Origin of the sequence: Paenarthrobacter sp. 4246 (assembly GCF_040546855.1) — a bacterium.
Taxonomy (GTDB): domain Bacteria; phylum Actinomycetota; class Actinomycetes; order Actinomycetales; family Micrococcaceae; genus Arthrobacter.
Genome location: NZ_JBEPOP010000003.1, coordinates 70572 through 96815, shown reverse-complemented (window position 1 = coordinate 96815; position 26244 = coordinate 70572). Strand labels below are relative to the sequence as shown.

The window sequence follows — 26244 nt, the reverse complement described above, 5'->3', positions numbered from 1 at the left end:
AAAAACAACTGCTGCTTAGAACTCCCAGTCCTCATCCTCCGTGTTGACTGCCTTGCCAATCACGTAGGAGGAGCCGGAGCCGGAGAAGAAGTCGTGGTTCTCGTCAGCGTTCGGGGACAGGGCCGACAGGATGGCCGGGTTCACGTCGGTAACGGACGCCGGGAACATGGCCTCGTAGCCGAGGTTCATGAGCGCCTTGTTGGCGTTGTAGTGCAGGAACTTCTTGACGTCTTCGGCCAGGCCGACTCCGTCATAGAGGTCGTGGGTGTACTGGACTTCGTTTTCGTACAGCTCGAAGAGCAGCTCGAAGGTGTAATCCTTGATTTCCTGCTTGCGGGCCTCGGAAACCTTCTCCAGACCCTTCTGGAACTTGTAGCCGATGTAGTAGCCATGCACGGCCTCGTCACGGATGATGAGGCGGATGAGGTCGGCCGTGTTCGTGAGCTTGGCGCGCGAGGACCAGTACATGGGCAGGTAGAAGCCCGAGTAGAACAGGAAGCTCTCCAGCAGCGTGGAGGCAACCTTGCGCTTCAGGGGATCGTCGCCCTGGTAGTAATCCATCACGATCTGGGCTTTCTTCTGCAGGTTCTCGTTTTCGAGGGACCAGCGGAAAGCGTCGTCAATCTCCTTGGTGGAGCACAGGGTGGAGAAGATGGACGAGTAGGACTTGGCGTGCACCGACTCCATGAAGGCAATGTTGGTGTACACAGCCTCTTCGTGCGGGGTGATCGCATCCGGGATCAGCGAAACGGCGCCGACCGTGCCCTGGATGGTGTCCAGCAGGGTGAGGCCGGTGAAAACGCGCATGGTGAGCTGCTGCTCATCCGGCGTCAGGGTGTGCCACGACTGGACGTCGTTGGACAGCGGCACCTTCTCCGGGAGCCAGAAGTTGTTGACCAGCCGGTTCCAGACTTCCACGTCCTTATCGTCCTGGATCTTGTTCCAGTTGATGGCCTCGACGTGTGTCAGCAGCTTGACCTTTTCGGTCATTTCATCCCCTTAAAGCGATGGTTTTCTTGAGATAAGCCTACGACGGCGGGTGGAAACCCGCCGTCGTGCTCTTTAGTTTTGAGTGCAGCCAGAGCCGCAATTAATCAACCGATAAGATTGATTACAGCATGCAGCTGACGCAGCCTTCCACCTCCGTGCCCTCCAGCGCGAGCTGGCGGAGACGGATGTAGTAGAGGGTCTTGATGCCCTTGCGCCATGCGTAGATCTGCGCCTTGTTGATGTCGCGCGTGGTGGCGGTGTCCTTGAAGAACAGCGTCAGGGACAGGCCCTGGTCCACGTGCTGCGTGGCAGCGGCGTAGGTGTCGATGATCTTCTCGTAGCCGATTTCGTAGGCATCCTGGTAGTACTCCAGGTTGTCGTTGGTCAGGTACGGAGCCGGGTAGTAGACGCGGCCGATCTTGCCTTCCTTGCGGATTTCAATCTTGGCGGCCACCGGGTGGATGGAGGACGTGGAGTTGTTGATGTAGCTGATGGATCCTGTAGGCGGCACGGCCTGCAGGTTCTGGTTGTAGATACCGTGCTCCATGACGGAAGCCTTCAGCTCGCGCCAGTCATCCTGGGTGGGGATGTGGTGGCCGGCGAAGAGCTCCTTGACTCGGTCCGTTTCCGGAACCCATGCCTGCTCGGTGTACTTGTCGAAGAACTCACCTGATGCGTAGGTGGACTTCTCGAAGCCGCCGAACTTCTGGCCGGTCTCGATGGCGAGGCGGTTGGAGGCGCGCAGAGCGTGGAACAGCACCGTGTAGAAGTAGATGTTGGTGAAGTCCAGGCCCTCTTCGGAACCGTAGTGGACGTGCTCGCGGGCCAGGTAACCGTGCAGGTTCATCTGGCCAAGGCCAATCGCGTGGCTCTGGGCGTTGCCCTGTGCGATCGACGGTACCGAGTTGATGTACGACATGTCCGACACAGCGCTGAGGGCGCGGATGGACGTCTCGATGGAGAGCCCGAAGTCCGGCGAATCCATGGTCTTGGCGATGTTCATGGAACCGAGGTTGCAGGAAATGTCCTTGCCTACGGTCTCGTAGCTGAGGTCCTCGGCGTAGATGGACGGCGAGGAAACCTGGAGGATCTCCGAGCAGAGGTTGCTCATGGTGATCTTGCCGTCGATCGGGTTGGCCCGGTTCACGGTGTCCTCGAACATGATGTACGGGTAACCGGACTCGAACTGGATCTCCGCGAGGGTCTGGAAGAACTCGCGGGCACTGATCTTGGTCTTCTTGATCCTAGAATCGTCAACCATCTCGTAGTACTTCTCGGTCACCGAAATATCGGAGAACGGGACACCGTAGACCTTCTCGACGTCGTACGGGGAGAAGAGGTACATGTCCTCGTTCTTCTTGGCGAGCTCGAACGTGATGTCCGGAACCACAACACCCAAGGAGAGCGTCTTGATACGGATCTTCTCGTCAGCGTTCTCACGCTTGGTGTCCAGGAAGCGGTGGATGTCCGGGTGGTGGGCGTGCAGGTACACGGCACCGGCACCCTGGCGGGCACCGAGCTGGTTGGCGTAGGAGAAGCTGTCTTCAAGAAGCTTCATCACGGGGATGACGCCGGAGGACTGGTTTTCGATCTGCTTGATCGGGGCACCGTGCTCACGGATGTTGGTGAGCGAAAGAGCCACACCGCCGCCACGCTTGGAGAGCTGGAGCGCGGAGTTGATGGCGCGGGCGATCGACTCCATGTTGTCTTCGATGCGGAGCAGGAAGCAGGAGACGAGCTCGCCGCGCTGAGCCTTGCCGGCATTGAGGAACGTAGGGGTAGCCGGCTGGAAGCGGCCATCGATGATCTCATCGACGAGGCGGTTGGCCAGGTCTTCGTCGCCGCGTGCCAGGTGCAGGGCAACCATGCAGACGCGGTCTTCGTAACGCTCCAGGAAACGCTTGCCGTCAAAAGTCTTCAGCGTGTAGGACGTGTAGAACTTGAAGGCACCGAGGAAGGTCTCGAAGCGGAACTTCTTCTTGTACGCGCGGTTGAAGAGGTCGCGGATGAAGTTCATCGTGTACTGGTCGAGGGTCTCGCGCTCGTAGTACTGGTTCTTCACCAGGTAATCGAGCTTCTCTTCCAGGTCGTGGAAGAACACCGTGTTGTTGTTCACGTGCTGCAGGAAGTACTGGTGCGCAGCTTCACGGTCAGCTTCGAACTGGATCTCGCCGTTGGGGCCATACAGGTTCAGCATGGCGTTGAGCTCGTGATAACCCAAGCCCTTGAAAGCCTCAGGCAGCGGCTTCTTGACCGTGTCCACAGCGCCCCCGGTTACTTCTGTTTCTGCGACAGTTGTGTCCAAAACTTTTCCAGCCCTTCGTTGACCCGCTGAACGTCTTCCGGCGTCCCCATGAGTTCAAATTTATAAAGATGCGGCACCTTGCACTTGACGGAGATGATGTCCCCCGCCGCGCAGTAGTTGTCCGCGAAATTGGTGTTCCCTGCTCCGATAACACCCCGGATCAGTTCCCTGTTCCCGGGATCGTTGAGAAATCTGATGACTTGCTTCGGCACGGAACCTTCGCCGTTTGTTCCGCCGTAAGTGGGCAGTACGAGGACGAAGGGCTCGAGGGCTCGAAGCGGGGCATCCTGGGCGTATAGCGGGATGCGCGCTGCATCCATACCCAGTTTCTGGACGAATCGTTTGGTGTTCTCGGAGGTCGAGGAAAAGTAGATGAGGTGACTCCTCGTGGTCACAGCTTCCGCAGCATCGCGTACGGGTGCCGCTGCCAGCGGTGCCATGGGAGTCACCTCGACTACATAGGAATTCTTAGTGTGCTGTAGTGGCGAAGTTTGAATGAAACTTAGGCCACGGAGGAAACGGCCTGGGCCAGTTCCTCGATTTTGTCCGGGCGGAAACCAGACCAGTGGTCCTGCTCGGTAACGACAACCGGAGCCTGCATGTAACCCAGTGCCTTGAGGCGCTCGAGGGCCTCGGCATCCTGGGAGATGTCGACACTCTGGTAGGCAATGCCCTTCTTGTCGAGTGCCCGGTAGGTTGCGTTGCACTGAACACAGGCCGGCTTGGTGTAAACCGTTACGGTCATGATCCCTGTCCCCTTAGTTGAAGTCTGTCGCTCTTCGTATCTGGCGGGCTCAACCGGAACTAGCTACTGAATCCGATACCGGCCCGCGGGCTGCCGTGACAGCCAACACGCTCTGATTTTGTCTTGTGCTGGTTTCCCGCTCAATCCGTAAATCGATACTACATGTAGTGCAAGCGTCGAACTGGAACCCCAAGATGATGTATTACAAGTATGTCATTCAATCCACCGCTCGTCCACAGGCGAGGGCCCTCAAAATGTCCGTGATTCCGCCAAATTGAGAGATGTCATCCACACCCTGTGGACTACTTAGCCACATTTAATCTCCAGCGTGTCGCCGGGATACGGCGTGTCGTGACACTTTGAAAATGTGGCGTGGCGAACAGCTAAAATCTGCTGATGGTCAATCTCCTCCACCTCCGGACGCTCATGGAAGTAACCCGTTTGGGTTCCTTCGCTGCTGCCGCCGCCCAGCTTGGCTACACAGCCTCGGCAGTCTCCCAACAGATGGCCGCGCTGGAACGCGATACCGGCGTCGAGCTTTTCCAACGGTCCGCGCGGAGCGTTGTTCCCACCGAAGCAGCCGTGACCATGACCCGGCACGCATCGAAGGTGCTGACCGACGTCGAAGCCCTCATGGCTGCGGCTTCACGAACCAACGACTCCCCCGCCCAGGAACTGAGGCTTGGCATCTTCCCCAGCCTTGCCACCTACGTGTTGCCGGAGATCCTCCGGAACGATCGGTGGAACGGGTTGGGCATTGAGCTCCGTGTTTCCGTGGCGGAACCCGCCCAAACCATCCAGGGCCTGCGCAGCGGCGGCGAACTGGATGTGGCGCTGGTCTACCAGGTGGGACAGTCCGGACTGGCCTGGCCGCACTCCCTGGAACGGCAGTGGATCGGGGACGACGACTTCCGGGTGGTGCTGCCGGCGTCCTGGAAGATCCGGGAGGACGCCGAGATAGAGGCCGCGCATCTGTCCGACATGCCGTGGATCGTTCACCACCCCGGCACCAGCGACGCCCTGGTGATTGAGCGCCTGTTCGCCAGCTGCAACCTCCACCCGCGGGTGGTGGCCTACAGCGACGACTTCCACGCCAGCCTGGAGATGACCGCTGCTGGCCTGGGTGCCTCGCTGGTACCCGAGCTGGCGCTCCGGAACCGGCCATCCGGCGTCGTGGTCCTTGACGTCCCGGACATTCGGCTGGCGCGTAACGTCTTCGCACTGCTCATCAATGAAAAGCGGACGGCGCAAGTGCAGTTGTTCACACAACTGCTGGCCGACACCCTCCGGGAGACGTCGGGCAAGAGCGGACTTCACCCCCTGAAAACCGCGCCTGTCAAGGGTCCGCAACGGCGCCGGTGAAATATCCCCAAGTGCTGGAACCCGCCGGTTGATGGGGTTAGATTGATCACATGGGCAAGGTAGCGAGCAAACATTTTGGGGAGATCGAGCTCAACCACGGGCGTGAACATTGCTTCGTCGCGAGACACGAACTTGGCGGCAACCAGTTGGAGCTGGACCTCAACGTCACCGCGCACGACCACTTCGATGAGGCCGCCATGCGCAAGGTGGACTATAGGTTGCGCTTCCTGCCCGAACTCGTGGACCAGGTCAGGGAAATGATTGCCGACGAGCTTGACCAGGACGGCACCAATCCCCAACAGTTCCTGCATTTCCATAGCTCACAGCTCAAGGACGAGCAGCTGGAGTCGGTCTTCGGCGTCCGGGACAAGGGCCAACTGACCAATGATGTGTTCCTGAAGGCCCTCAAACTCGGCCACGTGGCCATCTACCCCGGACAGCCGGAGCGGTATTTTGTCCTGGACTTCACCCTCGGATCTCATTTCACGGACGAGCTCCTGGTAGTCGCGGCCGACGAAGACGGCGTGGTGGATGACGAAATCCTTTGGGAGTAGCAAGCAAGGCTTAACAACGCACGACGGCGGCCGGTCACCTTGTGGTGACCGGCCGCCGTCGTTGTTGTCCGACGTGAGTCCAAGGATTTGTGAACTTTGTTCGCCGACAGGTTCACCATGGCCTGTCAACGCGCGGTCCATCATCGGGACTGCGCAGGTATTCTCCGCGTTCCTGCCCCTCCGAGCGTTCCCGTTGGGCTCGTTGCGCGCTCTCCTCCAACTGTTTGAGCTGTTCCTGTGGAGGCGTGGACGGGGATTCCCTGGAAGGCCGCTGCGCCGTGCCGCTTTGCGTCTTTCCTTCGGCGATTTTGTTCGTGAGCCGGTCCTCCGCCGCGTCAAGGGCTGCGCCCTCCCCTGCGGCGTTGGCGGGACCAACACGATGGCATTGCGGCGGTGATGCTTCCGCCACAGCAAGTCCTTCCGCTAACAGTTGGGCCGCAGCGTCACCGGCCCCTGCCGCGTCACCCAATTTCTCGATGCTCAGGACAAGGTTGACCCGGACTTTGCACTCGTCATCACCGGGGCCGAGCCGCAGAGCTGCCTCGAAGCCTTCCCGTGCAGCAGCGAAGTCACCCGCCAGCACCTGCGCGTCCCCGGAGGCGAACGATGCCTTGTGCGGCTCCACGAAGTTGACTATATGGAGCCAGGAAGCAGCCCGGGCCACGTCATTTCCCTGACCGGCAGCGTAGGACTCCGCGGCTGCACCACCCAGGACGCCCACGCTGAGGAGTTTCGCGGCAACGGCGAGCGCCAGCAGGGCCGGTGGCGCGGACCACAGCGCAAGCCGGAGTCTCCGTCGTCGTGCGTTGTGGGTCATGGGGTACGCTCCTTTGCTGCTGCAGGCCGGAGGTTCAGGAGTGCGGCGAGGTGGCGCAGTGGTTCGTGCAGTGCCAGCAGGAAGGCAGCCAGGGCGAGCAGCCAGTAGAGCTCAATGCGTCCGGGGGTGTCCGCGTCGCTGATGCTGAGGGCACCTGGCTGGGCCTTGGCAAGCATGTCAGACGGCGGCTCTGTCCCGGTCCGGTGTGCATAGGGGAGGCGGAGTTGGCCGGCGATAATGCGGAGTTGTTCTTCGTCGATGCGTGAAACGGCGTCCTGCGTGGTATCGGAGCTGCGGTCTTTGAGGTAGCCGGCGTCAGCATCAGGGGTTTCCTTCATGCGTCCGCCCTGAGATGTGCCGTATCCAAGGACTGCTCCCCCTGCTACATTGGCGGCATCCATGGCCGACGGCTGCTCGGTGCTGGTGTTTTCGCCATCGCCGGCGTAGAAGACCAGCGCGGGCCGGCCCGGGTGTTGCTCCTTGGCTGCAGCAAGCCGCTCTTTGAGTAGCTGCGCTGCACCGGTGACGCTGCTGCCCTTGGCGTATCGTGCGTTTTGGGGTTGCAGCGTGGTCATTGCGGTCTGCAGCGCGGTGGCGTCACGGGTGAGCGGCATGCGGACGGTGGCCTTGTTGTCGAACGTGATCAGGGAGAATTTGGCACCGGCGAGCTCCTTGGCTATCGCCATGACATCGCGTTGGGCTCCCATCAGTCGGGTATTGGAGCCGCTGTAGTCTTCGGCTGCCATGCTGGTGCTGGTGTCCACAACGAAAAAGACGTCCATCTCCGCGGTGGCGGTGTTGGCCTGTCCACCGGGCCAGCCCGGCCGGAACATGGCGAGGAGCAGAAGCACGACGGCGGCGCCTCGCAACGCTGCTGGCCTCCCGTTCCGTGTCACGGCCGGCACAGTGAACACCAGCACGGCGCCGAGGGCCAGGAGCAGCGGGGGCCACGGAATGATCGGGGCGAAGGTCATGGTTCCAGCCTCCAGCCGAGTACCAGCATGCCCGTTCCGGCAACCAGGGCAATCCCGAGCGGCCAGGCGGGAGCATCGGCTGCCAGCGCCTGAGGAGCTGCACGGTAGCTGGTGGCTTCTGTTTGCTGCACTTTCCCCACGATGCCCGGCACGGCCTCAGCGCCGTCCACGGTGTAGTAGGCGCCCTCGGTACGCTCAGCGGCAGCCCTGAGTTGGGCACCGGGTTCATCAGGTTGGTTTCCGTAGTCCATGTCGCTGGGGTTCAGTGCGTACACTTTAACTTTTTTGTCGGCGGCCAGTGCTGCTGCTTCCTCCAGGCTGAAGATCGGCTCGCCGGAGAGGAAGTTATCAGTGGCCAGCACCACGGACCGCGAGCGCTGGGCATCGGCGGCGCCTGCGTCATCGGGAAAGCTCTGCACGCAGGATGCCAAGCCGTCACCGATCAGTGAGGAGCCTGCGCCGTTCCAGGTGCCATCGAAGAAGGATCCTGCCCCGCTGTCCAAGGCTTCCTTGGCTTCGGCGAGCTGTTCGGCGGCGTAGTCGTAGTCGTCCGTGAGGGGAAAGAGTTGCACGCTGCTGCTGTCGAAGATGACCATGCCAATCCTCTCGCCGTCGAATTCCTTGGCGAGTTCCTGGAACACGGTGGTTATGGCGGCGTCGGTGCTGGTCATGGATCCGGACACGTCCAGGCAGAGCACGATGTCCCTGTTCCGGACTTCCGGTCGCTCCGTGGTGCGCAGGATGGGCCTGGCGGCGGCTGTAGCGGTGGCGGCGAGGAACACGGCGCCCAGCATGACTGCCACCATCAGCCGCAGGCGGTACCTGCGTAGTGCGTGTTGGTACTCCGGCAAGTCGGTGAGGCGGTCACCGTGCGCGATGGCCCGGGTCTGTGGAGGACGACGGCGGCGGTACTGCCAGGCGCTGATGGCCACCGCTGCTGCGGCAAGGGGAAGGATCCACCAGTAGCTCAGTTCCATCCGATCACCACCTGTCGCGCAGCCTCCGCTGAGTGCCCCACGGGGTGGACTGGCACACGGGAGAATTCGTTGGGGTAGATACCAGCGATTCCTTCAGCCAGGCTCTCGAGTCCTTGGCGGCGGAGATCTTCCAGCGTCATGGACGTAACCGGTAGCCCCGTGGCTGCCCCGGCGAACTCCCGCACGAGGAAGCTGAGTCTTTGGTGGGCGTCGCGCACCGGTATCCGTCCGGCGTCGGCGTCTTCCGCTGTTGCGTTGATTGCCGTCAGGCAGGCGGACCGGAGTGCGTCCAGGTTCTGCTGTGGCGCTCCTTGTCCGGCTGGTTGTTTCCGGCCGGCGGGCCGGAAGATCCAGGCGTACCAGCCAACCACCACCAGGACTATCAGGAGGCCGGCCCAGAGCCATTGCGGCTGATACTGCAGCGGCGCGTAGAAGCCGGGATCATCCTGCACGGTGGCCACCCCCAGCGGCACCCTTGGCAGTTGGCGCACCCGAACGGTGCTTCTCAAGGAGAGCAAAGACGGCAGGCAGGACGTCCGCGCTGCCTGAGGTTTGTTCCTCGGCTATGCCCAGGCGGCGGAAGACGGAGCTGCGGTGTTCTCCGCGTTCCAGCATGGCAGCTTCATAAGCCGCCCGGACCTTGCTGTCGGCGGCCAGCTGCGCTGGAATTCCCTGCCCCGTGCCCACATCCTTACTGTTCGTGGCACCTTTGTCTGCCACCGGTGCAAGGTTCACGTCCCGAATGGTGAGCCACAGGACTTCGTGCCTGGCTCGAAGCCTGCGCATCAGGCCCTCAGTGCGGGCATCGGGCATGAACTCGTCCGCGACGACAACAACAAGCAGGCGCCCCCTCAGGTATCTCAGGACGTAGTCCAGCTGCTCCGCGAGGGAACTGACCGGCCCGTTCAGGGCGACGCTCGCATCAACCTCCTGCAGCAACCGTTCCAGGTGCTCTTCGCCGCTGCGGGGCGGGACATATCGGGTTGTAGTCTCGTTGCCGTGCAGGAGGCCGACGTCGTCACCGTGGCGGCACGCCAGATATCCCAGGACTCCGGCTGCCTGCACAGCAATGTCCTTCTTAGATTCACCAGACAACGCCTGGGCAGCCATGGTCCGTCCGGTATCCACCAGCAACAGCACTGAGTGCCGCCGAACTGCCACATAACGCTTGACCAAGGGCGATCCGTGCCGTGCCGTGGCTTTCCAATCGATATCCCTGACTTCGTCCCCGGGAACGTAGGCCCGCAGCTCATCGAAGTCCAGGCTGCGGCCTTTGAAGACGGAGCCGTATTCGCCGTCGAGCAGGGTAAGGGTCCTCCGGTGGGCGAAGATGAACATCTTCGACTTAACCCGGCGAAGCAGGCTCGGCACGTCTAGTCCCCGCTACGGTGTCTGGACAGACGCCACGACGGCATCAATGACGGTTTCCACCGGGACGCCTTCAACCACAGCATCGAACCCGAGAATGATACGGTGCCGCAGGATCCGGTGGGCAAGGCTCTTGACGTCCTCGGGAATTACGTGGTCCCGGCCGTTCAACAAGGCCAGGGCCCTGGCTGCCTGGCTGAAGGCGATGCTGGCCCTGGGACTGGCACCGAACTCCACCAAGTTGGCAAGCCGGGGTTCCAGATATTGGGAAGCATTTCGGGTGACGTAGGCAAGGCCCACGATGTACCTGACGATGGCGGGGTCGATATACACCCGTCGCACCAGCTCCTGGACCTGGACCACGGCGTCCAGTGAGGCAGCAGCCGGCGGTTTCTGGTCGGCATCGAACACACCGGCATCAATCCGGCGAATGACTTCGGCTTCCTCGGCCGGGCTGGGGTAGTCCAGGACGTCCTTGAGCATGAAGCGGTCCATCTGGGCTTCGGGGAGCCGGTACGTCCCTTCCTGCTCGATCGGGTTCTGTGTAGCCAGCACCAGGAACGGCTGCGGCAAAGGGTAGGACTCGCCACCGATGGAGGTCTGCCGTTCCTGCATGGCCTCCAGCATGGCGCTCTGGGTCTTGGCGCTGGATCTGTTGATCTCATCAAGCAGCACGATGTTGGCATGGACCGGCCCCAACTGGGTGACGAATGTTCCCTTGGCAGCATCGAAAATCTGTGTGCCTGCGATGTCGCTGGGCAACAGGTCCGGAGTGCACTGGATACGGCGGAACTCCGCACTGACCGATTCCGCGATGGCCTGGGCCGCCGTGGTCTTGGCAAGGCCCGGCACACTTTCAAGCAGCACGTGTCCGCCCGTCAACAACCCGATGACCAAGGTCTCGCGAAGCCTCGCCTGGCCCACCACTTTGTTCTCAAAACTCCGGATGATGCTGCCCACGAGTTGTTGGGCACGGGCCATGTCCGGTGCATCGATTCCGGCCGTGGCTGTGGTCTGTTGCACTCGTGGTCCCCTCGCTGGCGTCTGACGTTTCCCGGCAGGCAGCCGGCAACAAAGCCGGGCATCAGTACTACCGCCTGCATGGGCCACTCTATCCAAGCCTGACCTGTTCAGGGCCGCAATGGGGACCCCTCCCCATGCAGCCCTCCGAGGTCTATCCTTTTGCCATGCATCAGCTACCAGCCGCCTACCAGAAGTACCTCGCCGCCCAGGACCAGCACGTCATCGACGCCGTTCGGCCCGTCCTCCTGCAATCAGCCGCCGACCAACGCCACGGGGTCAGGATCACCTTCAACCGGGGACCAACCGGCCACCAAGCCCACCTGGACGAATCCATCCCCTACGGCGAGATCATCGAAGACATCGATTGAGCGCCGGCTAACCCTTCATAGCTCCAGCTAGCCCTTCATAGCTCCAGACAGGGCAAAAGAGTTCCCCATGCCCCGGGACACCAACGCGTACAGCACGAGCACCGGGACCGAGTACAGGATGGAGAACGCAGCCAGCTGGCCGTAGGCGATCGCTCCGTGCTGGCCGAAGAAGCTGAAGATCGACACCGCCGCCGGTTGCTTGCCCGGTGACAACAACAGCATGAAGGGAACAAAGAAGTTTCCCCACGCCTGGATGAAGACGAAGATGAACACCACACCCAGCCCCGGCCTCATCAGCGGCAGGACGATGGTACGCAACGCCGCCATGGCTGACGCCCCGTCCATCCAGGCCGCCTCCTCCAGTTCCAAAGGAACCGAGTCCATGAAGTTCTTGGTCATCCAGATCGCCATGGGCAAAGTAGTGGTCGCCATGAAGAAAATAGTGGCTGCCATGGAATCCAACAGGTGCAATTGGACGAACAACCCATACACGGGCACCATAATGGCCGTCACCGGCAGCGAGGTGCCGAACAGCACCGTGTACATGAACGGCTTGTTGAACCGGGACTGATATCTGGACAACGGATAAGCGGCCAACACAGCAGCAAGAAGGTTCACCACAGCCGTACCGGCAGACAACCACAAGCTGTTGGCCAACGGCTGAAACAGCAACTCAGGAGTCAGCACCGCACTGAAGTTGGCGGTCGACGGCGCCGATGGCACCTTGGTCTGGTATCCCGCCTGGGGATCGACGGCGGCCAGCAGCAACCACAATAACGGCACCACAAAGCAGACCCCGATCACAGCCAAGGCGATATCCGCACCCAACCTGGCCCTGGAACGGGAGGCGCCACCCGTCGTCGTGCCTGGTGCCTTCTCCCGCGCTCGCAGTCCCTTGGCGGTCACGGGCGACGCTCCCTCAGGAGCCGAACGTAGACGGCACCGAACACCATGCCCAACAGGATCAGGACCGACGCCACAGCTGTTCCATAGCCGATGTCGCCAAACTTGAACGCCTCCTGGTACGCCAGGACAGGCAAAGTGGTGCTGGCGTTGGCCGGACCGCCGGCCGTCATCACCCAGATAAGGGTGAAGACGGCCAGTGTCTGGAGCGTAATCAACATCAGATTGGTGGTGATACTGCTCCGGATCAAAGGCAGGGTAATGAAAGTGAGCCTCTGCCACCCCCGGGCGCCGTCCATGAGCGCGGCCTCGGAAATATCCCGGGGTACGTCGGCCAAAGCCGCCCGGTACACCAGCATGGAGAAAGCGGTGCCGCGCCAGGTGTTGGCCAGGATGATCGCCACAAGGGGGAACGAATACAGCCAGTCCACGCCGTCGACACCGACGATGCCGGCCAGTTGGTTCAGAGTTCCGTCCCGGTTGAAGTAGGCATACGCGGTCAACGCGGCCACAATTTCCGGGAGCACCCAGGCCGCAACAACTGCCGTTCCCACTACCGAAGAGACCACCGTCCGTGAACGCGTCATCAGCAGCGCAATCAGCAGGCCCAGCACATTCTGCCCCACCACCGCCGACGCCACGACAAAGACAACGGTCAGCCAGGCCGACAGCGGAAACGAGTCATCGCTGAACATCCGGGCGTAGTTGTCGGCGCCCACCCACTGCGGGTCCTGCGCTGCCTTGCCCGTCAACGCAGCGTTGGTGAAGGAAGCGTAAAACGACCAAGCCACCGGGGCCACAAGGAAAAGCAGGAGCAGCAGAATCGACGGAACTACCGGCAGGAGCCGCAGGACGCGGCGGATGGTCATTTCTCCAGGACCTTGTCCTCACCCACAAGCTTCCGGACGGTGGCATCGTATTCTGCTGCGGCGTCCTCGGGGCTTTGCTTGCCAGTTATCACTGACTCCGTGGCGACTTGGACGGCGGTGGAAATCTTCGGATAGTCAGCAGTGGCGGGGCGGTAATGCGTTACGGCCACCAGGTCTGAGACATCCTTGACGAACGGGTTGGCTGCCAAATAGTCCGCTTCCGCGGCGACATCGGTCCGGACGGCAATCTGCGAATTGTTGATGTCGTACGCCAACGCGTTCTTCTTGTTCAGTGCAGTGGTGAGGAACTGGAAGGCAAGGTCAGGGTTCTTGCTCTTCGCACCCACCGCAAGCGTCCAGCCGCCGGACATACTGACACCTCCGGGCTCCTGGCCATTCCTGGTGGGGAACATCGTGACGCCCATGTCCTGCTCATATCCTGCCCACTCGTACGCCCCACCCTTTTGCCAGAACGACGGCGTGTAGGAACCTTCTACGGTGGCCGCCAGTTTGCCTTGGGGGAACCACTCGCCAAAGACCTTCTTCCAGACGTTGGCATCCAAGGCCTCGGCGGGGCTCACTGCGAGTTTTTCGTCGTAGAGGGTCTTCAAGAACGCCAGAGAGTCAGTGAATCCCTGGGAACCGACCACCCACTTCTTGGCGTTCTCGTCATACAACGTACTGTCTGTCCCGTAGAGGAGTTCATAGAAGCCCTGCATGACTGTGCCCTCGCCGGTCCCCTTGCCTGCGTACATGTTGAAGGCGATCACGTTGGGATCGGATGCCTTCACGGCGCGGGCCGTGGTCAGGATGTCATCCCAGGTCTTTGGCTGCCAGGGCAAGGAAATGCCCGCCTTTTGAAGGACTGCCTTGTTGTACCAGATAGCTCTGGTGTCTGTCCCGAGCGGAACCGCATAAATGCTGCCGTCATCTGCCCGGCCCGCCGCCTTGGCTGCTTCGTTGAACAGGGGCCAGTCGTCCCACTTTTCAAGGTAGCCATCAAGCTTAAGGAGGTAACCGGCGTCGACGTCCGACCGGACCTTGAAGGTGTCCTCGTAAAAGACATCCGGCGCCGTGTCCGGCGAACGCTGGGCCAGGGCAAGCTTGGTTCCGTAGTCGTCATCATTGGCCTGGATGGGCTGAAGCTCAACGGCAACCCCGGAGTTGGCTGCCTCGAACTCCTTCTTGGCGTCCTGCATGACTGCGTCGAGGGCAGTAAAGGCATCCGTTTTCTGATAAACGATCTTCAGCGTTTTGTTCCCGGCCGCGTCAGGCGTAGGCGAACAGGAGCTGGCCGCCACAAGCACGGCGGCAGCTGAAGCGATGGCGGCAAACTTCCCCGCTAGGTGCTTGATGCCAGCTAACTTCATTGGGCGGCCCATGGTGCTCCAATCCGTCAAACGTCGTGCTGATTCAGCCTTCGAGAAGGAGCCGCTGGGCCCGCGGTGCCAGCATGTGCTCCAGGACGAGACATGCGGCACCGATTGCGCCGACGTCCTCGCCGACTCCAGTGCCTACAACTTCGAGGTCATGAATCATTCGGGCAGCATTGTTACTGTCCAGCAGCTCCGGAACCCGTGCCAGGAAGTAGGGCGACATACGGCCCCAGAAGGGACCACCGAAAACCACGCGCTCCACATCCAGGGTGTTGGTCACTACGGACACGGCACGAGCCACGAGGGTGGCCGACTTGTCCAGAATGGCAATGGCTTTTTGGTTTCCGGCGTCGGCTTGGTCGCACAGTGCTGCAAAACGTTCCTGGACCTCGGGGCCGTCTGCCCCCTCACGGTGACCGTCCAAGACACCGGCTGCTTCGGCCTCGGCCACCAGGACCTGAGGAATGCAGGAGGACTTAACGCATCCGTGCAGTCCGCAATCACACAGAGGTCCGGAAGGGTCAACCACGATGTGGCCGATCTCGCCGGCGTTGCCGGAGGTTCCACGCACTACTTCATCGTTGAGCACGATTCCGCAACCGATGCCGGTACCCATGTACATGAAAACAAAGCTTCCAGCACCGCTCGCGCCACCTGCCCAGGTCTCGGCAACAGCTGCGCTGGTCACGTCCTTGTCAACCAGGGTCTCCAGCCCAGTGGCTTCGCTCAAGGCCTCGCGGATACGCACCCGGTTCCACCTGGTCAGCAGGGGCGGCTCCACTACAGAGCCTTCGTCCAAATCAATAGGCCCAGGCACGGCAACGCCAAGACCAGCGATCTTGGATGCGTCCACGCCCGACTCTTCGACCAGGACCTTGATTTGCGCGGCGATGCTGGTGATCACGTCGGCAGGGTCCCCGCCAGGGGTGGACATCCGGGAATGCCTGACGACATCGCCCAGCAGGTCCAGAACGACAAAAGTGATAACGGCCGGGTCCAGATGGACGCCGACGGCATACATCCCAGCCGGGTTCAACCGCAGAATGGTCCGCGGCTTGCCCGGCCCCGATCCTTCCTTGCCGGCCTCGACGATCAGCTTTTGATCCAGCAGGCGCCGGGAAATATTGGAAATGGTTTGGGGGGAAAGTCCAACAATCTGTGCCAGCTCCACGCGGCTGAGTCCCTGTGCTGACCGCCGGATCGCCTCCAGGATGACGGTCAGATTGAAGTCCCCCATACGGGGTAGATTCGTTCCGCGCCTCGGTGTCGGCTGCCGGATCTCAGTCACTGATGCCCCTCGTCATTCGGAAAAACTTCGTCGAATTTAGTCTCTGTCTGCATCGTACGATACCCACAGCCCTACAGGTACGAGCACACGCTGGCGACGAAGTCAGGGGTTGGTAACGATGCCACTGAATTGTATGCGACAGCCTATGGAACCGTGCCTTGATGACGGTGCCCTCAAGATTTGAGGCTGCGTGTCACCGTGAACTTAGGGTTGCGGCCTTCCTCCGACGTAGGCCCAATAAGCCGTTCCAGCGCACCCCGGTACTGCAAATGACTGTTGTAGACGGTCCACAACTCACCACCTGGCGCCAGTATCCGTCCGGCGGCTTGGAACATCTTCAGCGCAGCGCCTGCATGGACGCTGGCCCCCACATGAAACGGCGGATTCAGCAGGATGAGGTCCGCACTGCCGGGTGCAAGCGTGGACATCGCGTCATCATGAAGGACGGCCACCCGATCCCCCACCCCATTGGCCTCCGCGGTACCCCGGGCCGAGGCAACAGCAGCAGCAGATTGGTCCGTTGCCACCACGTTTGCCTCATCATGGCGTCGTGCATACATGGTGGCCAGGATCCCCGTGCCACATCCCAGGTCCACCACGCGGCGGGCAGCCGGCATCCGGTCCAGGAAGGTCAGCAGGTAACGCGTCCCGATATCCAGGCGGGCTCCGGAGAAGACGGCGCCATGTGCGCAGACCGTAATTCCCAATTCCTGCAATGGTTCAACAACGGGGAACGGTGGCGTCTCCGGAACCTGTTGGGGATCTCCGGCAATGAGTACCCTGGACTTCTGCCGGGCAAGTTGTGGTTGGACAGAGGAGAAGTACTTCTCCAGGACTGAATTCATGCCCTTGGACATGTGCTTGACGCGGCCGCCTGCCAACATCACCGTATCCGGCGCTGCGAACCGGGCAACGGCGTCGGCAATTTCCTCCAACTCAGCCAGCGACTTCGGCAATTGAACAAGTACCAGCCCCGCATTGCCGAGCAGCTCCGGGCCCAAGCCATGCTGCGTGAAACGGTCCTCGAGATTTGCTGTGGTTGCGTTGCGCTCCAACGCGAGCCGCCCCGTGACAAGGTCTTGGTGAACACGGACATGCCCGACGCCGAGTCCCACCAGCGCGCCCAGCGTCAGGGCACCGTAGCGGTCGCCAATCACCACAACCCCGGTGTCCTGGCCCACCATCTTTGCCGCTGTTTCCAGCAGAATCCGGTCCGTGGCGTCGTAGGCCTGCAAATTCTCCGCTTCGACGTCCGGAAGCCTGCTCAAGGAGCCAAACAGGGCTTCCAGTTCCAATGTCGTCACGATGGAGGTTCTCACTTTCGTTGCGTTTTTGACTCGACTTTGTCAGTGCTTGGGAGGAACCTGAGAGTGCAGCACGTCAACACCTGGTTGTCCCCGTCAGTTCGGTAAACCCATCACAGAGGCAGCCAGCACTGGAACCGGTGACCAAGGAGCCAGGCACCGGGACCATCCGTCATCCGGCTCCCTCTCCCCTGCGAGAAGCCATGAGTGTCAATGTTGTCACGAACCTGGAAGTAAAGTCCCACAACTCTCCCGACGAAACGCGCCGCCCGGAAAAGACCGTTCTGGACCTCGTCACCGTAGGAGAGTACACAATCGGCCGTATGACCTTTGAGCCCGGTTGGACCTGGGCTGACTGCATCAAACCTGTAGTCGGCACCGACTCCTGCCAGTTGAGCCACGTTGGATTCTGCGTTTCCGGCAAGCTGGACGTTGAAACCGACGACGGCGGCCAGATCAGTATCGCTGCCGGCGACTCCTACACGATCCCGCCGGGCCACAACGCCCACGTGGTAGGCGACGAACCGTTCCAAGGTGTCGAGTTCGTCAGCGGCGCCGAGTTTGCCCGCCCCCCTGGATAAGGCGATTCGGCTTTCAGTACATACAAAAAGACCCCGCTCAAGATGAGCGGGGTCTTTTTCCGAAGTGGAGCTGAGGGGACTCGAACCCCTGACCCCCTGCATGCCATGCAGGTGCGCTACCAGCTGCGCCACAGCCCCGGATTTGTTGACTTTCCGGTGAAGTATTTCTCTTCCCGTCGAAGCAACTCGTCAATACTAACCACAATCCATCGAGAAGCGAAATCGGTCGACCGTGAACTGCGTCACTCCAAGCTCCGCTTATTCACGGAACCCGGCAGCCGAGGCGCGCTGGACGAAATCCGCCGCGCCTCCCCCCAAACCGGCTGCCTGGAAGCGTACTGTCATCCAGCCCCTCCCCATGAAGTCTAAGATCGATAGTTCCAGAAACCAAACCGTTCAGTCGGTTTAATTGACCTACCCGGCTTTGCCCGGTGATAGCGTTATGGGGTCCCGGGGGCGCCACTGCCAGCGTCCGTGACTTCCGGCCCCACCACATCGCTCGAAAGGTCACCCACTACCTATGCAGCAACGTGCGCAGGACACCCGACTGGCAGTCATTGAAGGCGCAGCCCGCGTCTTCGCTGAGATTGGCTACGGAAACGCCAGCCTGGCTGACATCACCAAGCGCGCGGGAGTGACCAAAGGCGCACTCTATTTTCACTTCACGTCCAAGCGGGAGCTTGCCCTAGCGGTCATCACGGAACAGCACGCCATGGTGCAATCCGCGGGCTCAGACATCGTCGCCTCCAACCGGCCCGCACTCGAGAAGCTCATCGGACTCTGCCGGATGTTCGGCCAGCAACTGTTGGACGAACCGATAGTCCAAGGTGGCATCCGGCTCACGTTCGAAGCCTCCGCATTCCAAGCCGACGTCTCCGGCCCGTACCTGGACTGGATCAACACCGCCCACCAGTTATTGGCTCAAGCCCAGACGGAGGGGGATGTCCGCGCCGATCTGGATGTCGCCGCGTTCGCCCGGTACCTGATTGCATCCTTCACCGGAGTTCAGATGGTTTCCGAGGTCCTCACCGTGCGGGAGGATGTCATGGCCAGGATCGAACAAATGTGGGAATTCATGCTGCCGGCCCTGACATCAGGCGCCAGCGCCTCACCGCACAGTCCATGACTCGCTGATGACCCCACTGCGTGAACCCGGTTACAGCCAGTGGACCAGTTGACTCCAGGTATAAGAAAAGGTCCTGCCTTCCTTGAGGAAAGCAGGACCCTTGATGGTGGAGCTGAGGGGACTCGAACCCCTGACCCCCTGCATGCCATGCAGGTGCGCTACCAGCTGCGCCACAGCCCCATATTCTTGCTGCTTCACGTTCAGCATTTCAGCCATCCGCGCCGAAGCAACTCAAATATCTTAGAACAGCGTTTCCGAAAATTCCAAATCGGGCATATTCGGTTTGCTGTTACTTCCTAGTGCTCTGAGTCCTCCGCGGAAACAGCCTTGGCGGAGGCATCGTCACCGAGCTCCAGGTCCACCACGGGGCAGTCCTTCCACAGGCGCTCCAGTGCATAGAACACGCGATCTTCGGCATGCTGGACGTGGATCACGATGTCCGCATAATCCAGCAGAACCCAGCGGCCTTCGGAGCGGCCCTCTCGACGCACGGGACGTAGATCCTGCTTGAGCAGTTCTTCCTCAATGCCATCGACGATTGCGTTTACCTGGCGCTCCGTGGGAGCAGAGGCAATCAGGAAGATGTCGGTGAGCGCCAACCGCTCGCTGACATCAAGCGCAACGATGTCTTCGGCGAGCTTATCGGCCGCTGCACGCGCGGCGTGACGGGCGAGGGTGACGGATTGTTCATGTGCAGACACGGGGACTCCTTGTTGTGGCCTGTGGCCTTGGTTTGGCGTTTGCCGAGATACAGCGGAACTAGCCGCTGGTGATCATGATGATGCCGACGATGAGGGCAACCAAGCCCAAAGCCAGGACACCGTACTGCAGCAGCCTGCTGCGCTGCGCCCTGGCCAGTCCAGCAGTATTGACGTCCAACGGATCAAGGCCGTAAGCCGTACTGGCAGAAACGGGGGGCCGCTGCGTCTCTTCGCTGCGATCCACGGGTGCTGCAGGCTTCTTCCTGGCTGACCTGGCAACAGCTTCCGCCCGGGCGAGAACCCCCGCGCGGCCCCGGGAGCCTGGCTTTTTGACCTGTGACGGGTCATCCAAAGTGGGACCTGCCGAAGTGATCAACGGCACGAACGTGGTGCTGGGACGCTTCATGACCGGACGGTCAACACCAGGAACCTTGACGAACTCCAACGGAGTCACCATGGCCAGGTTGTTGGCCGTGGAAGGACCTGATGTGGCCGCCGAAGATTTTGCCTGCTCGACCTTGGTCTGCTCAGCCTTGTTCTGCTCGGCGAGCTTCTGCTTGGCTGCAGCGCGTTTGTTCAACACCGCCGCACGTTCGGCCAAGGCAATTTGCTCCGCCAATACCGCTGGATCAACAGCCAACGGATCCTGCTCGGCAATGTGTTCCAACTTGGACGTCTGGTTTTGAACCTGCGCCGCGATCAACTCACGCACAGCAAGCGCCTGCTCAACAGACATTCCGGACTCCGTGGCGGCATCCGGAACTTTGTCCGTGGACGTGGTCTTGCCTGCGGGAGTTTTATTGTCCCCCGGTGTGTTCTTGTCCTTGCCGATGGCGTTGCCGGCCCCGGCTTTGGCAATCTCCGGCTTTGCCGCTTCCTGCGTGGAACCCGGCGCTGGAACGATCGGGTTCATTGAGGTGGCAACTTCGGCCTGGAGCTGCTGAAGTCGAAGCTGGCGCCGCGTGGGAGGCCCACCTCCGGAGAGCTGTTCTTCCTTGTCCGCGAGTTCCTTGATGGTCCGCAGGGCTGCACGGTCACGTGCCCGGACCTGCGAGGATCGCTCTTGCGCCGCGGTTCCTACAGCATCCACCGGCCCATCAGCGGCACGGCGGTTACGGGCGGCCGGACGGTCAGACCCAGAGGGGCGGTCAGCGCCACCAGCGTCAATTGTTGCGGGGGCCTTGGAATCCACGTCGGCCTTTGCCGGCGCCTTTGGCTCCGCGGTTGGTTTCGGCTGCGCCTTCGGCTCCGCAGTGGCGTCTGCCTGCGCAGTGACGTCCGGCTGCGCAGTGGTGGCCGACGGCGCAGTGGCGGCCGACTGTTCTTCCCGGGCGCGGCGAAGCTCACGCCTGCTGCGGATGGGTCGCTGTTCCTGGCTGCTCATTCAAAACTCATTCAGTACGTGCTTGGTCGTCTGATCCGGACAGTACGGGTGCCAGCTCCCCTGCCACGGGCTGGGGCGCGTACAGACCATATTTCGCGATGTATTGCACCACTCCGTCCGGCACCAAGTACCAGACGGGATTGCCGGCGCCCACGCGGATCCGGCAATCCGTGGAGGAGATCGCCATGGCTGGAACTTCGAGCAAACTGACATCATCAGTCCGTCCGAGGTCGTTCAGTTCATGTCCGGGACGGGTCACCCCGACGAAGTGCGCCAGCGACCACAACTCGTCCACATCTTTCCAAGACAGGATCTGGGCCAAGGCATCCGCACCGGTGATGAAGAACAGGTCCGCGTCAGGACGCTGGGCCCGCAAATCACGAAGGGTGTCTATGGTGAACGTCGGGCCGGGGCGGTCAACGTCCACCCGGCTGACAGTGAACCGGGGGTTGGATGCCGTGGCAATCACTGTCATCAGGTACCGGTGCTCCGGCTCGCTGACAAGTTTGTGCGACTTCTGCCACGGTTGCCCCGTCGGCACGAAAACCACTTCGTCGAGTCCGAACTTGGCTGCTACTTCACTGGCAGCCACAAGGTGGCCGTGATGGATAGGATCGAATGTTCCACCCATCACGCCCAGCCGAAGCCTGCGCCCCGACTCCCCACGTGGTGTTGCGGCAATAATGTTAGTGGCCCTGCCCATGGGTGTGCTTGTTCGGGTGCTGGCGGTGCGGATCAGCGTGCTCTTCAACAGCCTCGTGGCGGTTGCCCAGGTTGGTGTAGGACAGGGTGACGAACAGGAGGACCAGCATCAGGGCAAACATCACGATGCCGAAGACCCACGGCTCTGCCCACAGGGGTGCGAGTTCCTCGTGGCCGCCGCCTTCAGTCTGGGCGGCAATGGACGTGGCGATCTGCTGAAACAGCATCTTCTCCCCTAGTTGGTTCTCAAATGTTTGCACGGCGGGGCATCCCGACGTTCCGGACTTCTGTTCTATGTTACAGCGTTGCTAGCTGCGGACTTGGCCTTCGCCCTGGACGATCCACTTGGTGGTGGTCAGCTCAGTAAGGCCCATGGGACCCCGGGCGTGCAGCTTTTGCGTCGAAATGCCCACCTCGGCGCCGAGGCCAAGTTCGCCGCCGTCGGTAAACCGCGTGGAGGCATTGACGATCACGGCAGCGGAATCAATCTCTGCGATGAACTTCTCGGCGTTGGCCAGGTTGTTGGTGAGGATCGCTTCAGTGTGTCCCGTTGTCCACGTGCGGATGTGGTTGACGGCCTCATCCAAGCTGTCCACCATGGCCACGGCGAGGTCAAGGTCCATGTATTCAGTGGCCCAATCGTCGTCGTCAGCGGGAACGGTTTCAATCTCCGGGCCCAGGGCAGCGGCGATCCTCTCGTCCACATGGAGCGTCACCCCTTGTGCCCGCAATGCCTTGGCAACAGCAGGAAGTACCGTTGCGCCCGAGTGCACCAGCAGGGTCTCCACGGTGTTGCAAACGCTGGGACGCTGCGTTTTGGCATTGAGGAGAATTTCCACGGCCATTTCTTCGTTCGCCGACTCGTCGATGAAGATATGGACGTTGCCTTCACCAGTTTCAATAACGGGCACGGCAGAGTTGGTGACCACTGTCTGGATGAGGTCCCGCCCGCCCCGCGGAATAAGGACGTCCACGCGTCCGCGGGCACGCATCAGCACGTTGGCACCTTCGCGGCCGTACTGGTCCACGGTCTGGACGGCATCGGCCGGCAGGCCCACCGAGTCCAGTGCTTCCCGAAGGATTCGTACTAAAGCCTCATTGGTATTCGCAGCAGCTGACCCGCCACGAAGAATCACGGCGTTGCCGCTCTTCAGGGCCAAGCCGGCGATATCCACGGTCACGTTCGGCCGAGCCTCGTAAATGGCGGCCACAACGCCCATGGGTACGTTGACTTGCCGCAGACGCAGGCCGTTGGGGAGCGTCTGCCCGCGGACTACGTTGCCCACGGGATCCGGCAGGCCCGCCAGGTTCTCCAAGGCCGCGACCAAGCCGTCGATCCGGGCAGGAGTCAGCGTGAGGCGATCCAGGAGTGCTGGGGTTGTGCCATTGGCACGGCCTGCGGCAACATCCTTGGCGTTGGCCTCCAAAACATGCTTCCGGTTCTCCACCAAGGCTGTTCCAATGGCACGGAGCGCACGATCCTTCCAAGCACGGTTCGCCTGGCCCATACGGCGTGCAGCCTTGCGGGAACGGTCGGCAATGGCATGAACGGCGGCCTGGACATCCTCCGGGGAGAGCGGAACGCCGCCTGCCGCAGGGTTCTCCGGCGTTTGTCCGGCAACACCGGAAACGTCGGAGATCACAGGGGCATCAGGGGTCAGCGCTTCAGTCATGCTCCAAGTTTAGATGAGCGGGGCGTCCGCAGGAGCACCAGATCATCAACATGAACAACTTCGCGGTCGTAACCCCGGCCCATCGCCTGGCCGAGCTCCTGGGTAGTGCGGCCCAGCATGCGCGGAAGTTCCTCCGAGGAATAGTTCACCAGTCCACGCGCCAGCACGGTTCCGTCATGGGCAACCATCTCCACGGGATCGCCGGCTTCGAAATCACCGCTGACCTCCGAAATGCCCGCGGGAAGGAGTGACCTGTGCCGTTCGCGGACTGCTTTAACAGCGCCGTCGTCGAGCATTAACCGTCCCTGAACGGTCGCCAGGTGCGCCAGCCACAGGAGGCGGACCGGCTTGCGGTTGCCATTGACGGAGAACCAGGTCCCCACGTCCTCCCCCGCCAAGGCGGCGGCGGCGTTGGCCGTGGACGTTACCAAAGCGTGGATACCGGAGCCGGCAGCGATCGACGCCGCCTCAACCTTGGTCATCATTCCACCGGTTCCGACGCCGGCCTTGCCGGCCTTGCCGATGGTGACGTCCTCAAGGTCCTGAGGACCCTGAACCAACGGAATACGCTTGGCGCCCTGGGAGGGCGGTCCGTCATAGAGGGCGTCGACGTCGGACAGCAGTACCAGCGCATCCGCGCGGACCAGGTGGGCCACCAAAGCGGCCAGTCGGTCGTTGTCGCCGAAACGGATCTCGTGCGTGGCCACGGTGTCGTTCTCGTTGACCACGGGGACCACTCCAAGGTTGAGCAGACGGTCCAAGGCCCTGAAAGCGTTGGTGTGCTGCGTGCGGCGCATGAGGTCATCCGCGGTCAGCAGCACTTGGCTGACGGTGACGCCGTGGGCGCTGAACGCCTGCGTATAGCGGGCCATGAGCAGTCCCTGGCCTACACTCGCGGCAGCCTGCTGCGTGGCCAGATCCTTGGGCCGTTTGGCTAGCCCCAAGGGAGCCAGGCCGGCAGCGATAGCCCCCGAGGAGACCAGAATGATCTCGGTGCCGGCATTGCGCTTGTCCGCCAGGGCGTCCACCAGTCCCGCAAGGGATTTCTCGGAGATACCGCCCTGAATGCTGGTCAAGGAGGAGGACCCCACCTTGACCACAATCCGCTTGGCGGTGGCGAGGGCCTGGCGTTCCAGGCCTTCGGCCGTGGCCGGAACGTCGACGGTCCTAGTCGTCATCACCGGCGTCCAGGGTGCTCTCCCTCATGGTCTGCGCGCGGCGGCCACTGACGGATTCAGTCCAGATGCCGGCCTTGCGCTCTGCTTCAAGTTCTGCACGGGCTGCTGCCTTGGCTTCGCGGCGCTCAATCTGCTCATCGCGCTTCTGCGAACGCGTAGGACGGTCGCCGATGTCCGCAACGCGGATGTCGGTGCCGCGGGGGGTTGCAAGGAGTTCGGCACCGGCCATCATGGTGGGCTCCCAGTCGAACACCACGCCATCGTCTTCACCGATAACCACGGTGTCGCCAGGCTTGGCGCCAACCTTGAAAAGCTCAGTTTCCACGCCCAGCTTGGCCAGACGGTCGGCAAGATAGCCGATCGCTTCCTCGTTGGTGAAGTCGGTCTGCTTGACCCAGCGCACAGGCTTTTCGCCCAGAACACGGAACAGCGGCTCGAGGTTCTTTTCTTCGCGGCGGATCTTGAAACCGGACTCGTTGACCGCACGGGGCCGAAGGACGGGTGGCGCAACCTTGGGAGGTGCGACTGCCACGGCGTCGCGCGCAGCCTTGACGATCTCCGCCATGGCAAAACCGAGTTGGCGCAGGCCCTCGTGGCTGGTTGCCGAGACTTCGAACACGCGGTAACCGCGCGCTTCCAGGTCCGGACGAACGAACTCAGCCATGTCCTTGCCATCGGGCAGGTCAACTTTGTTGAGGACAACCAGTTTGGGGCGCTCGTTCAGAGGAACAACTTCGCCGTCAACACCGGCGTAACTCATGTCAACCGCGTACTTCTCCAGCTCGGCCTCAATGATGGCGAGATCGGACAGAGGATCGCGGTCAGACTCCAGAGTTCCGCAGTCGAGGACGTGCACCAAAGCCGCACACCGCTCAACGTGCCGCAGGAAGTTGTGCCCGAGTCCCTTGCCTTCGCTGGCACCCTCGATCAAACCGGGGACATCGGCAATGGTAAAGCGGACTTCGCCCGCCTGGACCACGCCAAGGTTGGGAATCAGGGTGGTGAAGGGGTAATCGGCGATCTTTGGCCTGGCAGCAGACATGGCTGCGATCAGGCTGGACTTGCCGGCCGAGGGGAAGCCAACCAGCGCGATGTCAGCAATGGACTTCAGTTCCAGGACGATGTCGCTGGATTCGCCTTCGATGCCCAGCAGGGCGAAGCCGGGCGCTCGGCGCTTCTGGGAGGAAAGGGAAGCATTGCCCAGGCCGCCTTGGCCGCCGGCAGCTGCGACGTATTCAGTGCCCTCACCCACGAGGTCAGCCAGGACTTCGCCGTCCTTGGTCTTGATGACGGTGCCGTCGGGGACCGGAAGAATCAAGGTCTCGCCGTTCTTGCCGCCGCGCCAGTCACCCATGCCCGGGCCACCATTGGTGGCGTGGCGGTGGGGTGCATGGTGGTAGTCCAGCAGGGTGGTGGTCTGTGCGGACACCCGTAGGATGACATCGCCGCCATTGCCGCCGTTGCCTCCGTCGGGGCCACCGAGCGGCTTGAACTTCTCCCGCTTTACAGAGACACAGCCGTGGCCGCCGGTTCCGCCGGATACGTGCAGGACTACCCGGTCTACAAAGCTCGCCACGTGGATCTCCTCAGTTGCTGTCTTACTTACAGCGTTTGTTGCTGTTGCCAGCGCTGTTGCAAAACCAGTGCGCTAAAGCGCCCTAGTCGATTGTAATGCG

The 26244-nt window shown here is 61.6% G+C and carries 27 protein-coding genes and 2 tRNA genes; 5 read left to right on the top strand and 24 right to left on the bottom strand.

From position 1 onward, the window contains the following. Positions 1–15: 15 nt before the first annotated feature. The 4 genes from nrdF to nrdH form a co-directional block, all read right to left on the bottom strand. Positions 16–990, bottom strand: coding sequence for a class 1b ribonucleoside-diphosphate reductase subunit beta (gene nrdF, locus ABIE35_RS05820; protein WP_011775019.1), 975 nt, complete (start codon positions 988–990; stop codon positions 16–18). A 121-nt stretch (positions 991–1111) separates the two neighbouring features. After that, the gene (nrdE, locus tag ABIE35_RS05815; protein ID WP_354513826.1) at positions 1112–3253 is read right to left on the bottom strand and encodes a class 1b ribonucleoside-diphosphate reductase subunit alpha; all 2142 of its coding nucleotides are present in this window, start codon (positions 3251–3253) and stop codon (positions 1112–1114) included. 11 nt (positions 3254–3264) lie between these two features. After that, positions 3265–3735 (bottom strand): class Ib ribonucleoside-diphosphate reductase assembly flavoprotein NrdI, encoded by a 471-nt coding sequence (nrdI, locus tag ABIE35_RS05810; protein WP_354513184.1) that lies wholly within the window; start codon positions 3733–3735, stop codon positions 3265–3267. Positions 3736–3797: 62 nt separating this feature from the next. Further along, complete coding sequence (gene nrdH, locus ABIE35_RS05805; RefSeq protein ID WP_011775022.1) at positions 3798–4040, bottom strand: glutaredoxin-like protein NrdH; 243 nt, start codon at positions 4038–4040, stop codon at positions 3798–3800. Positions 4041–4436: 396 nt separating this feature from the next. On the opposite strand from nrdH, the gene ABIE35_RS05800 reads away from it, so the two are divergent. Both ABIE35_RS05800 and ABIE35_RS05795 read left to right on the top strand, forming a co-directional pair. Next, positions 4437–5402, top strand: coding sequence for a LysR family transcriptional regulator (locus tag ABIE35_RS05800; RefSeq protein WP_354513182.1), 966 nt, complete (start codon positions 4437–4439; stop codon positions 5400–5402). Positions 5403–5452: 50 nt separating this feature from the next. Continuing rightward, positions 5453–5956, top strand: a complete 504-nt coding sequence (locus ABIE35_RS05795; protein ID WP_354513180.1) for a DUF2004 domain-containing protein — start codon at positions 5453–5455, stop codon at positions 5954–5956. A gap of 112 nt (positions 5957–6068) precedes the next feature. On the opposite strand, the gene ABIE35_RS05790 is transcribed toward ABIE35_RS05795, so the two are convergent. From ABIE35_RS05790 to ABIE35_RS05765, 6 genes are read right to left on the bottom strand one after another with little or no spacing between them, the layout of a single operon-like run. Continuing rightward, entirely contained in the window at positions 6069–6773 is a 705-nt protein-coding gene (locus ABIE35_RS05790) for a hypothetical protein (protein ID WP_354513178.1), read from the bottom strand. After that, positions 6770–7747, bottom strand: a complete 978-nt coding sequence (locus ABIE35_RS05785; RefSeq protein WP_354513176.1) for a vWA domain-containing protein — start codon at positions 7745–7747, stop codon at positions 6770–6772. The genes ABIE35_RS05790 and ABIE35_RS05785 overlap by 4 nt, the downstream gene beginning before the upstream one ends. After that, positions 7744–8724, bottom strand: coding sequence for a vWA domain-containing protein (locus ABIE35_RS05780; protein WP_354513174.1), 981 nt, complete (start codon positions 8722–8724; stop codon positions 7744–7746). The genes ABIE35_RS05785 and ABIE35_RS05780 overlap by 4 nt, the downstream gene beginning before the upstream one ends. Continuing rightward, the gene (locus tag ABIE35_RS05775; RefSeq protein WP_354513172.1) at positions 8715–9185 is read right to left on the bottom strand and encodes a hypothetical protein; all 471 of its coding nucleotides are present in this window, start codon (positions 9183–9185) and stop codon (positions 8715–8717) included. Before ABIE35_RS05775 ends, ABIE35_RS05780 begins: the two co-directional genes overlap by 10 nt. Then, positions 9166–10095, bottom strand: coding sequence for a DUF58 domain-containing protein (locus tag ABIE35_RS05770; RefSeq protein WP_354513170.1), 930 nt, complete (start codon positions 10093–10095; stop codon positions 9166–9168). The genes ABIE35_RS05775 and ABIE35_RS05770 overlap by 20 nt, the downstream gene beginning before the upstream one ends. Before the next feature lie 12 nt (positions 10096–10107). Further along, a complete protein-coding gene (locus ABIE35_RS05765; protein WP_354513168.1) occupies positions 10108–11115 on the bottom strand; it encodes an AAA family ATPase in 1008 nt (335 codons plus the stop codon). A 134-nt stretch (positions 11116–11249) separates the two neighbouring features. Between ABIE35_RS05765 and ABIE35_RS05760 the strand changes: the two genes are divergently transcribed. Continuing rightward, a complete protein-coding gene (locus ABIE35_RS05760) occupies positions 11250–11483 on the top strand; it encodes a hypothetical protein (RefSeq protein ID WP_354513166.1) in 234 nt (77 codons plus the stop codon). A gap of 27 nt (positions 11484–11510) precedes the next feature. Here ABIE35_RS05760 and ABIE35_RS05755 read toward each other — a convergent pair whose 3' ends face one another. The 5 genes from ABIE35_RS05755 to ABIE35_RS05735 form a co-directional block, all read right to left on the bottom strand. After that, the gene (locus ABIE35_RS05755; RefSeq protein WP_502921363.1) at positions 11511–12389 is read right to left on the bottom strand and encodes a carbohydrate ABC transporter permease; all 879 of its coding nucleotides are present in this window, start codon (positions 12387–12389) and stop codon (positions 11511–11513) included. After that, positions 12386–13255, bottom strand: a complete 870-nt coding sequence (locus ABIE35_RS05750; RefSeq protein WP_354513164.1) for a carbohydrate ABC transporter permease — start codon at positions 13253–13255, stop codon at positions 12386–12388. Before ABIE35_RS05750 ends, ABIE35_RS05755 begins: the two co-directional genes overlap by 4 nt. Continuing rightward, positions 13252–14625, bottom strand: coding sequence for an extracellular solute-binding protein (locus tag ABIE35_RS05745; protein WP_354513162.1), 1374 nt, complete (start codon positions 14623–14625; stop codon positions 13252–13254). The genes ABIE35_RS05750 and ABIE35_RS05745 overlap by 4 nt, the downstream gene beginning before the upstream one ends. A 43-nt stretch (positions 14626–14668) precedes the next feature. Next, on the bottom strand, positions 14669–15868 hold the full coding sequence (locus tag ABIE35_RS05740; protein ID WP_354513160.1) for an ROK family protein: 1200 nt from the start codon (positions 15866–15868) through the stop codon (positions 14669–14671). A gap of 224 nt (positions 15869–16092) precedes the next feature. After that, positions 16093–17223, bottom strand: coding sequence for a class I SAM-dependent methyltransferase (locus ABIE35_RS05735; protein WP_354513158.1), 1131 nt, complete (start codon positions 17221–17223; stop codon positions 16093–16095). Positions 17224–17426: 203 nt separating this feature from the next. Between ABIE35_RS05735 and ABIE35_RS05730 the strand changes: the two genes are divergently transcribed. Beyond that, positions 17427–17804 (top strand): cupin domain-containing protein, encoded by a 378-nt coding sequence (locus ABIE35_RS05730; protein ID WP_354513156.1) that lies wholly within the window; start codon positions 17427–17429, stop codon positions 17802–17804. A 65-nt stretch (positions 17805–17869) separates the two neighbouring features. On the opposite strand, the gene ABIE35_RS05725 is transcribed toward ABIE35_RS05730, so the two are convergent. Then, positions 17870–17942: transfer RNA gene (locus ABIE35_RS05725), tRNA-Ala, on the bottom strand. A 382-nt stretch (positions 17943–18324) separates the two neighbouring features. Between ABIE35_RS05725 and ABIE35_RS05720 the strand changes: the two genes are divergently transcribed. Further along, positions 18325–18930, top strand: coding sequence for a ScbR family autoregulator-binding transcription factor (locus tag ABIE35_RS05720; RefSeq protein WP_354513154.1), 606 nt, complete (start codon positions 18325–18327; stop codon positions 18928–18930). A gap of 104 nt (positions 18931–19034) precedes the next feature. Here ABIE35_RS05720 and ABIE35_RS05715 read toward each other — a convergent pair. The 8 genes from ABIE35_RS05715 to obgE form a co-directional block, all read right to left on the bottom strand. After that, a tRNA-Ala gene (locus ABIE35_RS05715) sits at positions 19035–19110 on the bottom strand. A 116-nt stretch (positions 19111–19226) separates the two neighbouring features. Continuing rightward, the gene (rsfS, locus tag ABIE35_RS05710) at positions 19227–19631 is read right to left on the bottom strand and encodes a ribosome silencing factor (protein WP_354513152.1); all 405 of its coding nucleotides are present in this window, start codon (positions 19629–19631) and stop codon (positions 19227–19229) included. A 58-nt stretch (positions 19632–19689) separates the two neighbouring features. Further along, on the bottom strand, positions 19690–21015 hold the full coding sequence (locus ABIE35_RS05705; RefSeq protein ID WP_354513150.1) for a hypothetical protein: 1326 nt from the start codon (positions 21013–21015) through the stop codon (positions 19690–19692). A gap of 7 nt (positions 21016–21022) precedes the next feature. After that, a complete protein-coding gene (gene nadD / locus ABIE35_RS05700; protein WP_354513148.1) occupies positions 21023–21718 on the bottom strand; it encodes a nicotinate-nucleotide adenylyltransferase in 696 nt (231 codons plus the stop codon). After that, positions 21702–21944, bottom strand: a complete 243-nt coding sequence (locus tag ABIE35_RS05695) for a hypothetical protein (RefSeq protein ID WP_089595294.1) — start codon at positions 21942–21944, stop codon at positions 21702–21704. Before ABIE35_RS05695 ends, nadD begins: the two co-directional genes overlap by 17 nt. Before the next feature lie 81 nt (positions 21945–22025). Next, positions 22026–23390 carry a glutamate-5-semialdehyde dehydrogenase gene (locus tag ABIE35_RS05690; RefSeq protein WP_354513146.1) on the bottom strand — a complete coding sequence of 455 codons (1365 nt, stop codon included), beginning with the start codon at positions 23388–23390 and terminating at the stop codon, positions 22026–22028. Next, on the bottom strand, positions 23387–24568 hold the full coding sequence (gene proB, locus ABIE35_RS05685; protein ID WP_354513144.1) for a glutamate 5-kinase: 1182 nt from the start codon (positions 24566–24568) through the stop codon (positions 23387–23389). The genes ABIE35_RS05690 and proB overlap by 4 nt, the downstream gene beginning before the upstream one ends. Continuing rightward, positions 24558–26144: a GTPase ObgE gene (gene obgE / locus ABIE35_RS05680; RefSeq protein WP_354513142.1), complete on the bottom strand. Its 1587-nt coding sequence runs from the start codon at positions 26142–26144 to the stop codon at positions 24558–24560. Before obgE ends, proB begins: the two co-directional genes overlap by 11 nt. Positions 26145–26244 lie beyond the last annotated feature (100 nt).

Excerpts from the sequence above, each read along its gene's own strand:
- nrdF (WP_011775019.1), bottom strand. The coding sequence starts at position 990 with ATGACCGAAAAGGTCAAGCTGCTGACACACGTCGAGGCCATCAACTGG.
- nrdI (WP_354513184.1), bottom strand. The coding sequence starts at position 3,735 with ATGGCACCGCTGGCAGCGGCACCCGTACGCGATGCTGCGGAAGCTGTG.
- nrdH (WP_011775022.1), bottom strand. The coding sequence starts at position 4,040 with ATGACCGTAACGGTTTACACCAAGCCGGCCTGTGTTCAGTGCAACGCA.
- ABIE35_RS05800 (WP_354513182.1), top strand. The coding sequence starts at position 4,437 with ATGGTCAATCTCCTCCACCTCCGGACGCTCATGGAAGTAACCCGTTTG.
- ABIE35_RS05795 (WP_354513180.1), top strand. The coding sequence starts at position 5,453 with ATGGGCAAGGTAGCGAGCAAACATTTTGGGGAGATCGAGCTCAACCAC.
- ABIE35_RS05790 (WP_354513178.1), bottom strand. The coding sequence starts at position 6,773 with ATGACCCACAACGCACGACGACGGAGACTCCGGCTTGCGCTGTGGTCC.
- ABIE35_RS05785 (WP_354513176.1), bottom strand. The coding sequence starts at position 7,747 with ATGACCTTCGCCCCGATCATTCCGTGGCCCCCGCTGCTCCTGGCCCTC.
- ABIE35_RS05780 (WP_354513174.1), bottom strand. The coding sequence starts at position 8,724 with ATGGAACTGAGCTACTGGTGGATCCTTCCCCTTGCCGCAGCAGCGGTG.
- ABIE35_RS05760 (WP_354513166.1), top strand. The coding sequence starts at position 11,250 with ATGCAGCCCTCCGAGGTCTATCCTTTTGCCATGCATCAGCTACCAGCC.
- ABIE35_RS05750 (WP_354513164.1), bottom strand. The coding sequence starts at position 13,255 with ATGACCATCCGCCGCGTCCTGCGGCTCCTGCCGGTAGTTCCGTCGATT.
- ABIE35_RS05745 (WP_354513162.1), bottom strand. The coding sequence starts at position 14,625 with ATGAAGTTAGCTGGCATCAAGCACCTAGCGGGGAAGTTTGCCGCCATC.
- ABIE35_RS05740 (WP_354513160.1), bottom strand. The coding sequence starts at position 15,868 with ATGGGGGACTTCAATCTGACCGTCATCCTGGAGGCGATCCGGCGGTCA.
- ABIE35_RS05730 (WP_354513156.1), top strand. The coding sequence starts at position 17,427 with ATGAGTGTCAATGTTGTCACGAACCTGGAAGTAAAGTCCCACAACTCT.
- ABIE35_RS05720 (WP_354513154.1), top strand. The coding sequence starts at position 18,325 with ATGCAGCAACGTGCGCAGGACACCCGACTGGCAGTCATTGAAGGCGCA.
- ABIE35_RS05705 (WP_354513150.1), bottom strand. The coding sequence starts at position 21,015 with ATGAGCAGCCAGGAACAGCGACCCATCCGCAGCAGGCGTGAGCTTCGC.
- nadD (WP_354513148.1), bottom strand. The coding sequence starts at position 21,718 with ATGGGCAGGGCCACTAACATTATTGCCGCAACACCACGTGGGGAGTCG.
- ABIE35_RS05695 (WP_089595294.1), bottom strand. The coding sequence starts at position 21,944 with ATGCTGTTTCAGCAGATCGCCACGTCCATTGCCGCCCAGACTGAAGGC.
- ABIE35_RS05690 (WP_354513146.1), bottom strand. The coding sequence starts at position 23,390 with ATGACTGAAGCGCTGACCCCTGATGCCCCTGTGATCTCCGACGTTTCC.
- proB (WP_354513144.1), bottom strand. The coding sequence starts at position 24,568 with ATGACGACTAGGACCGTCGACGTTCCGGCCACGGCCGAAGGCCTGGAA.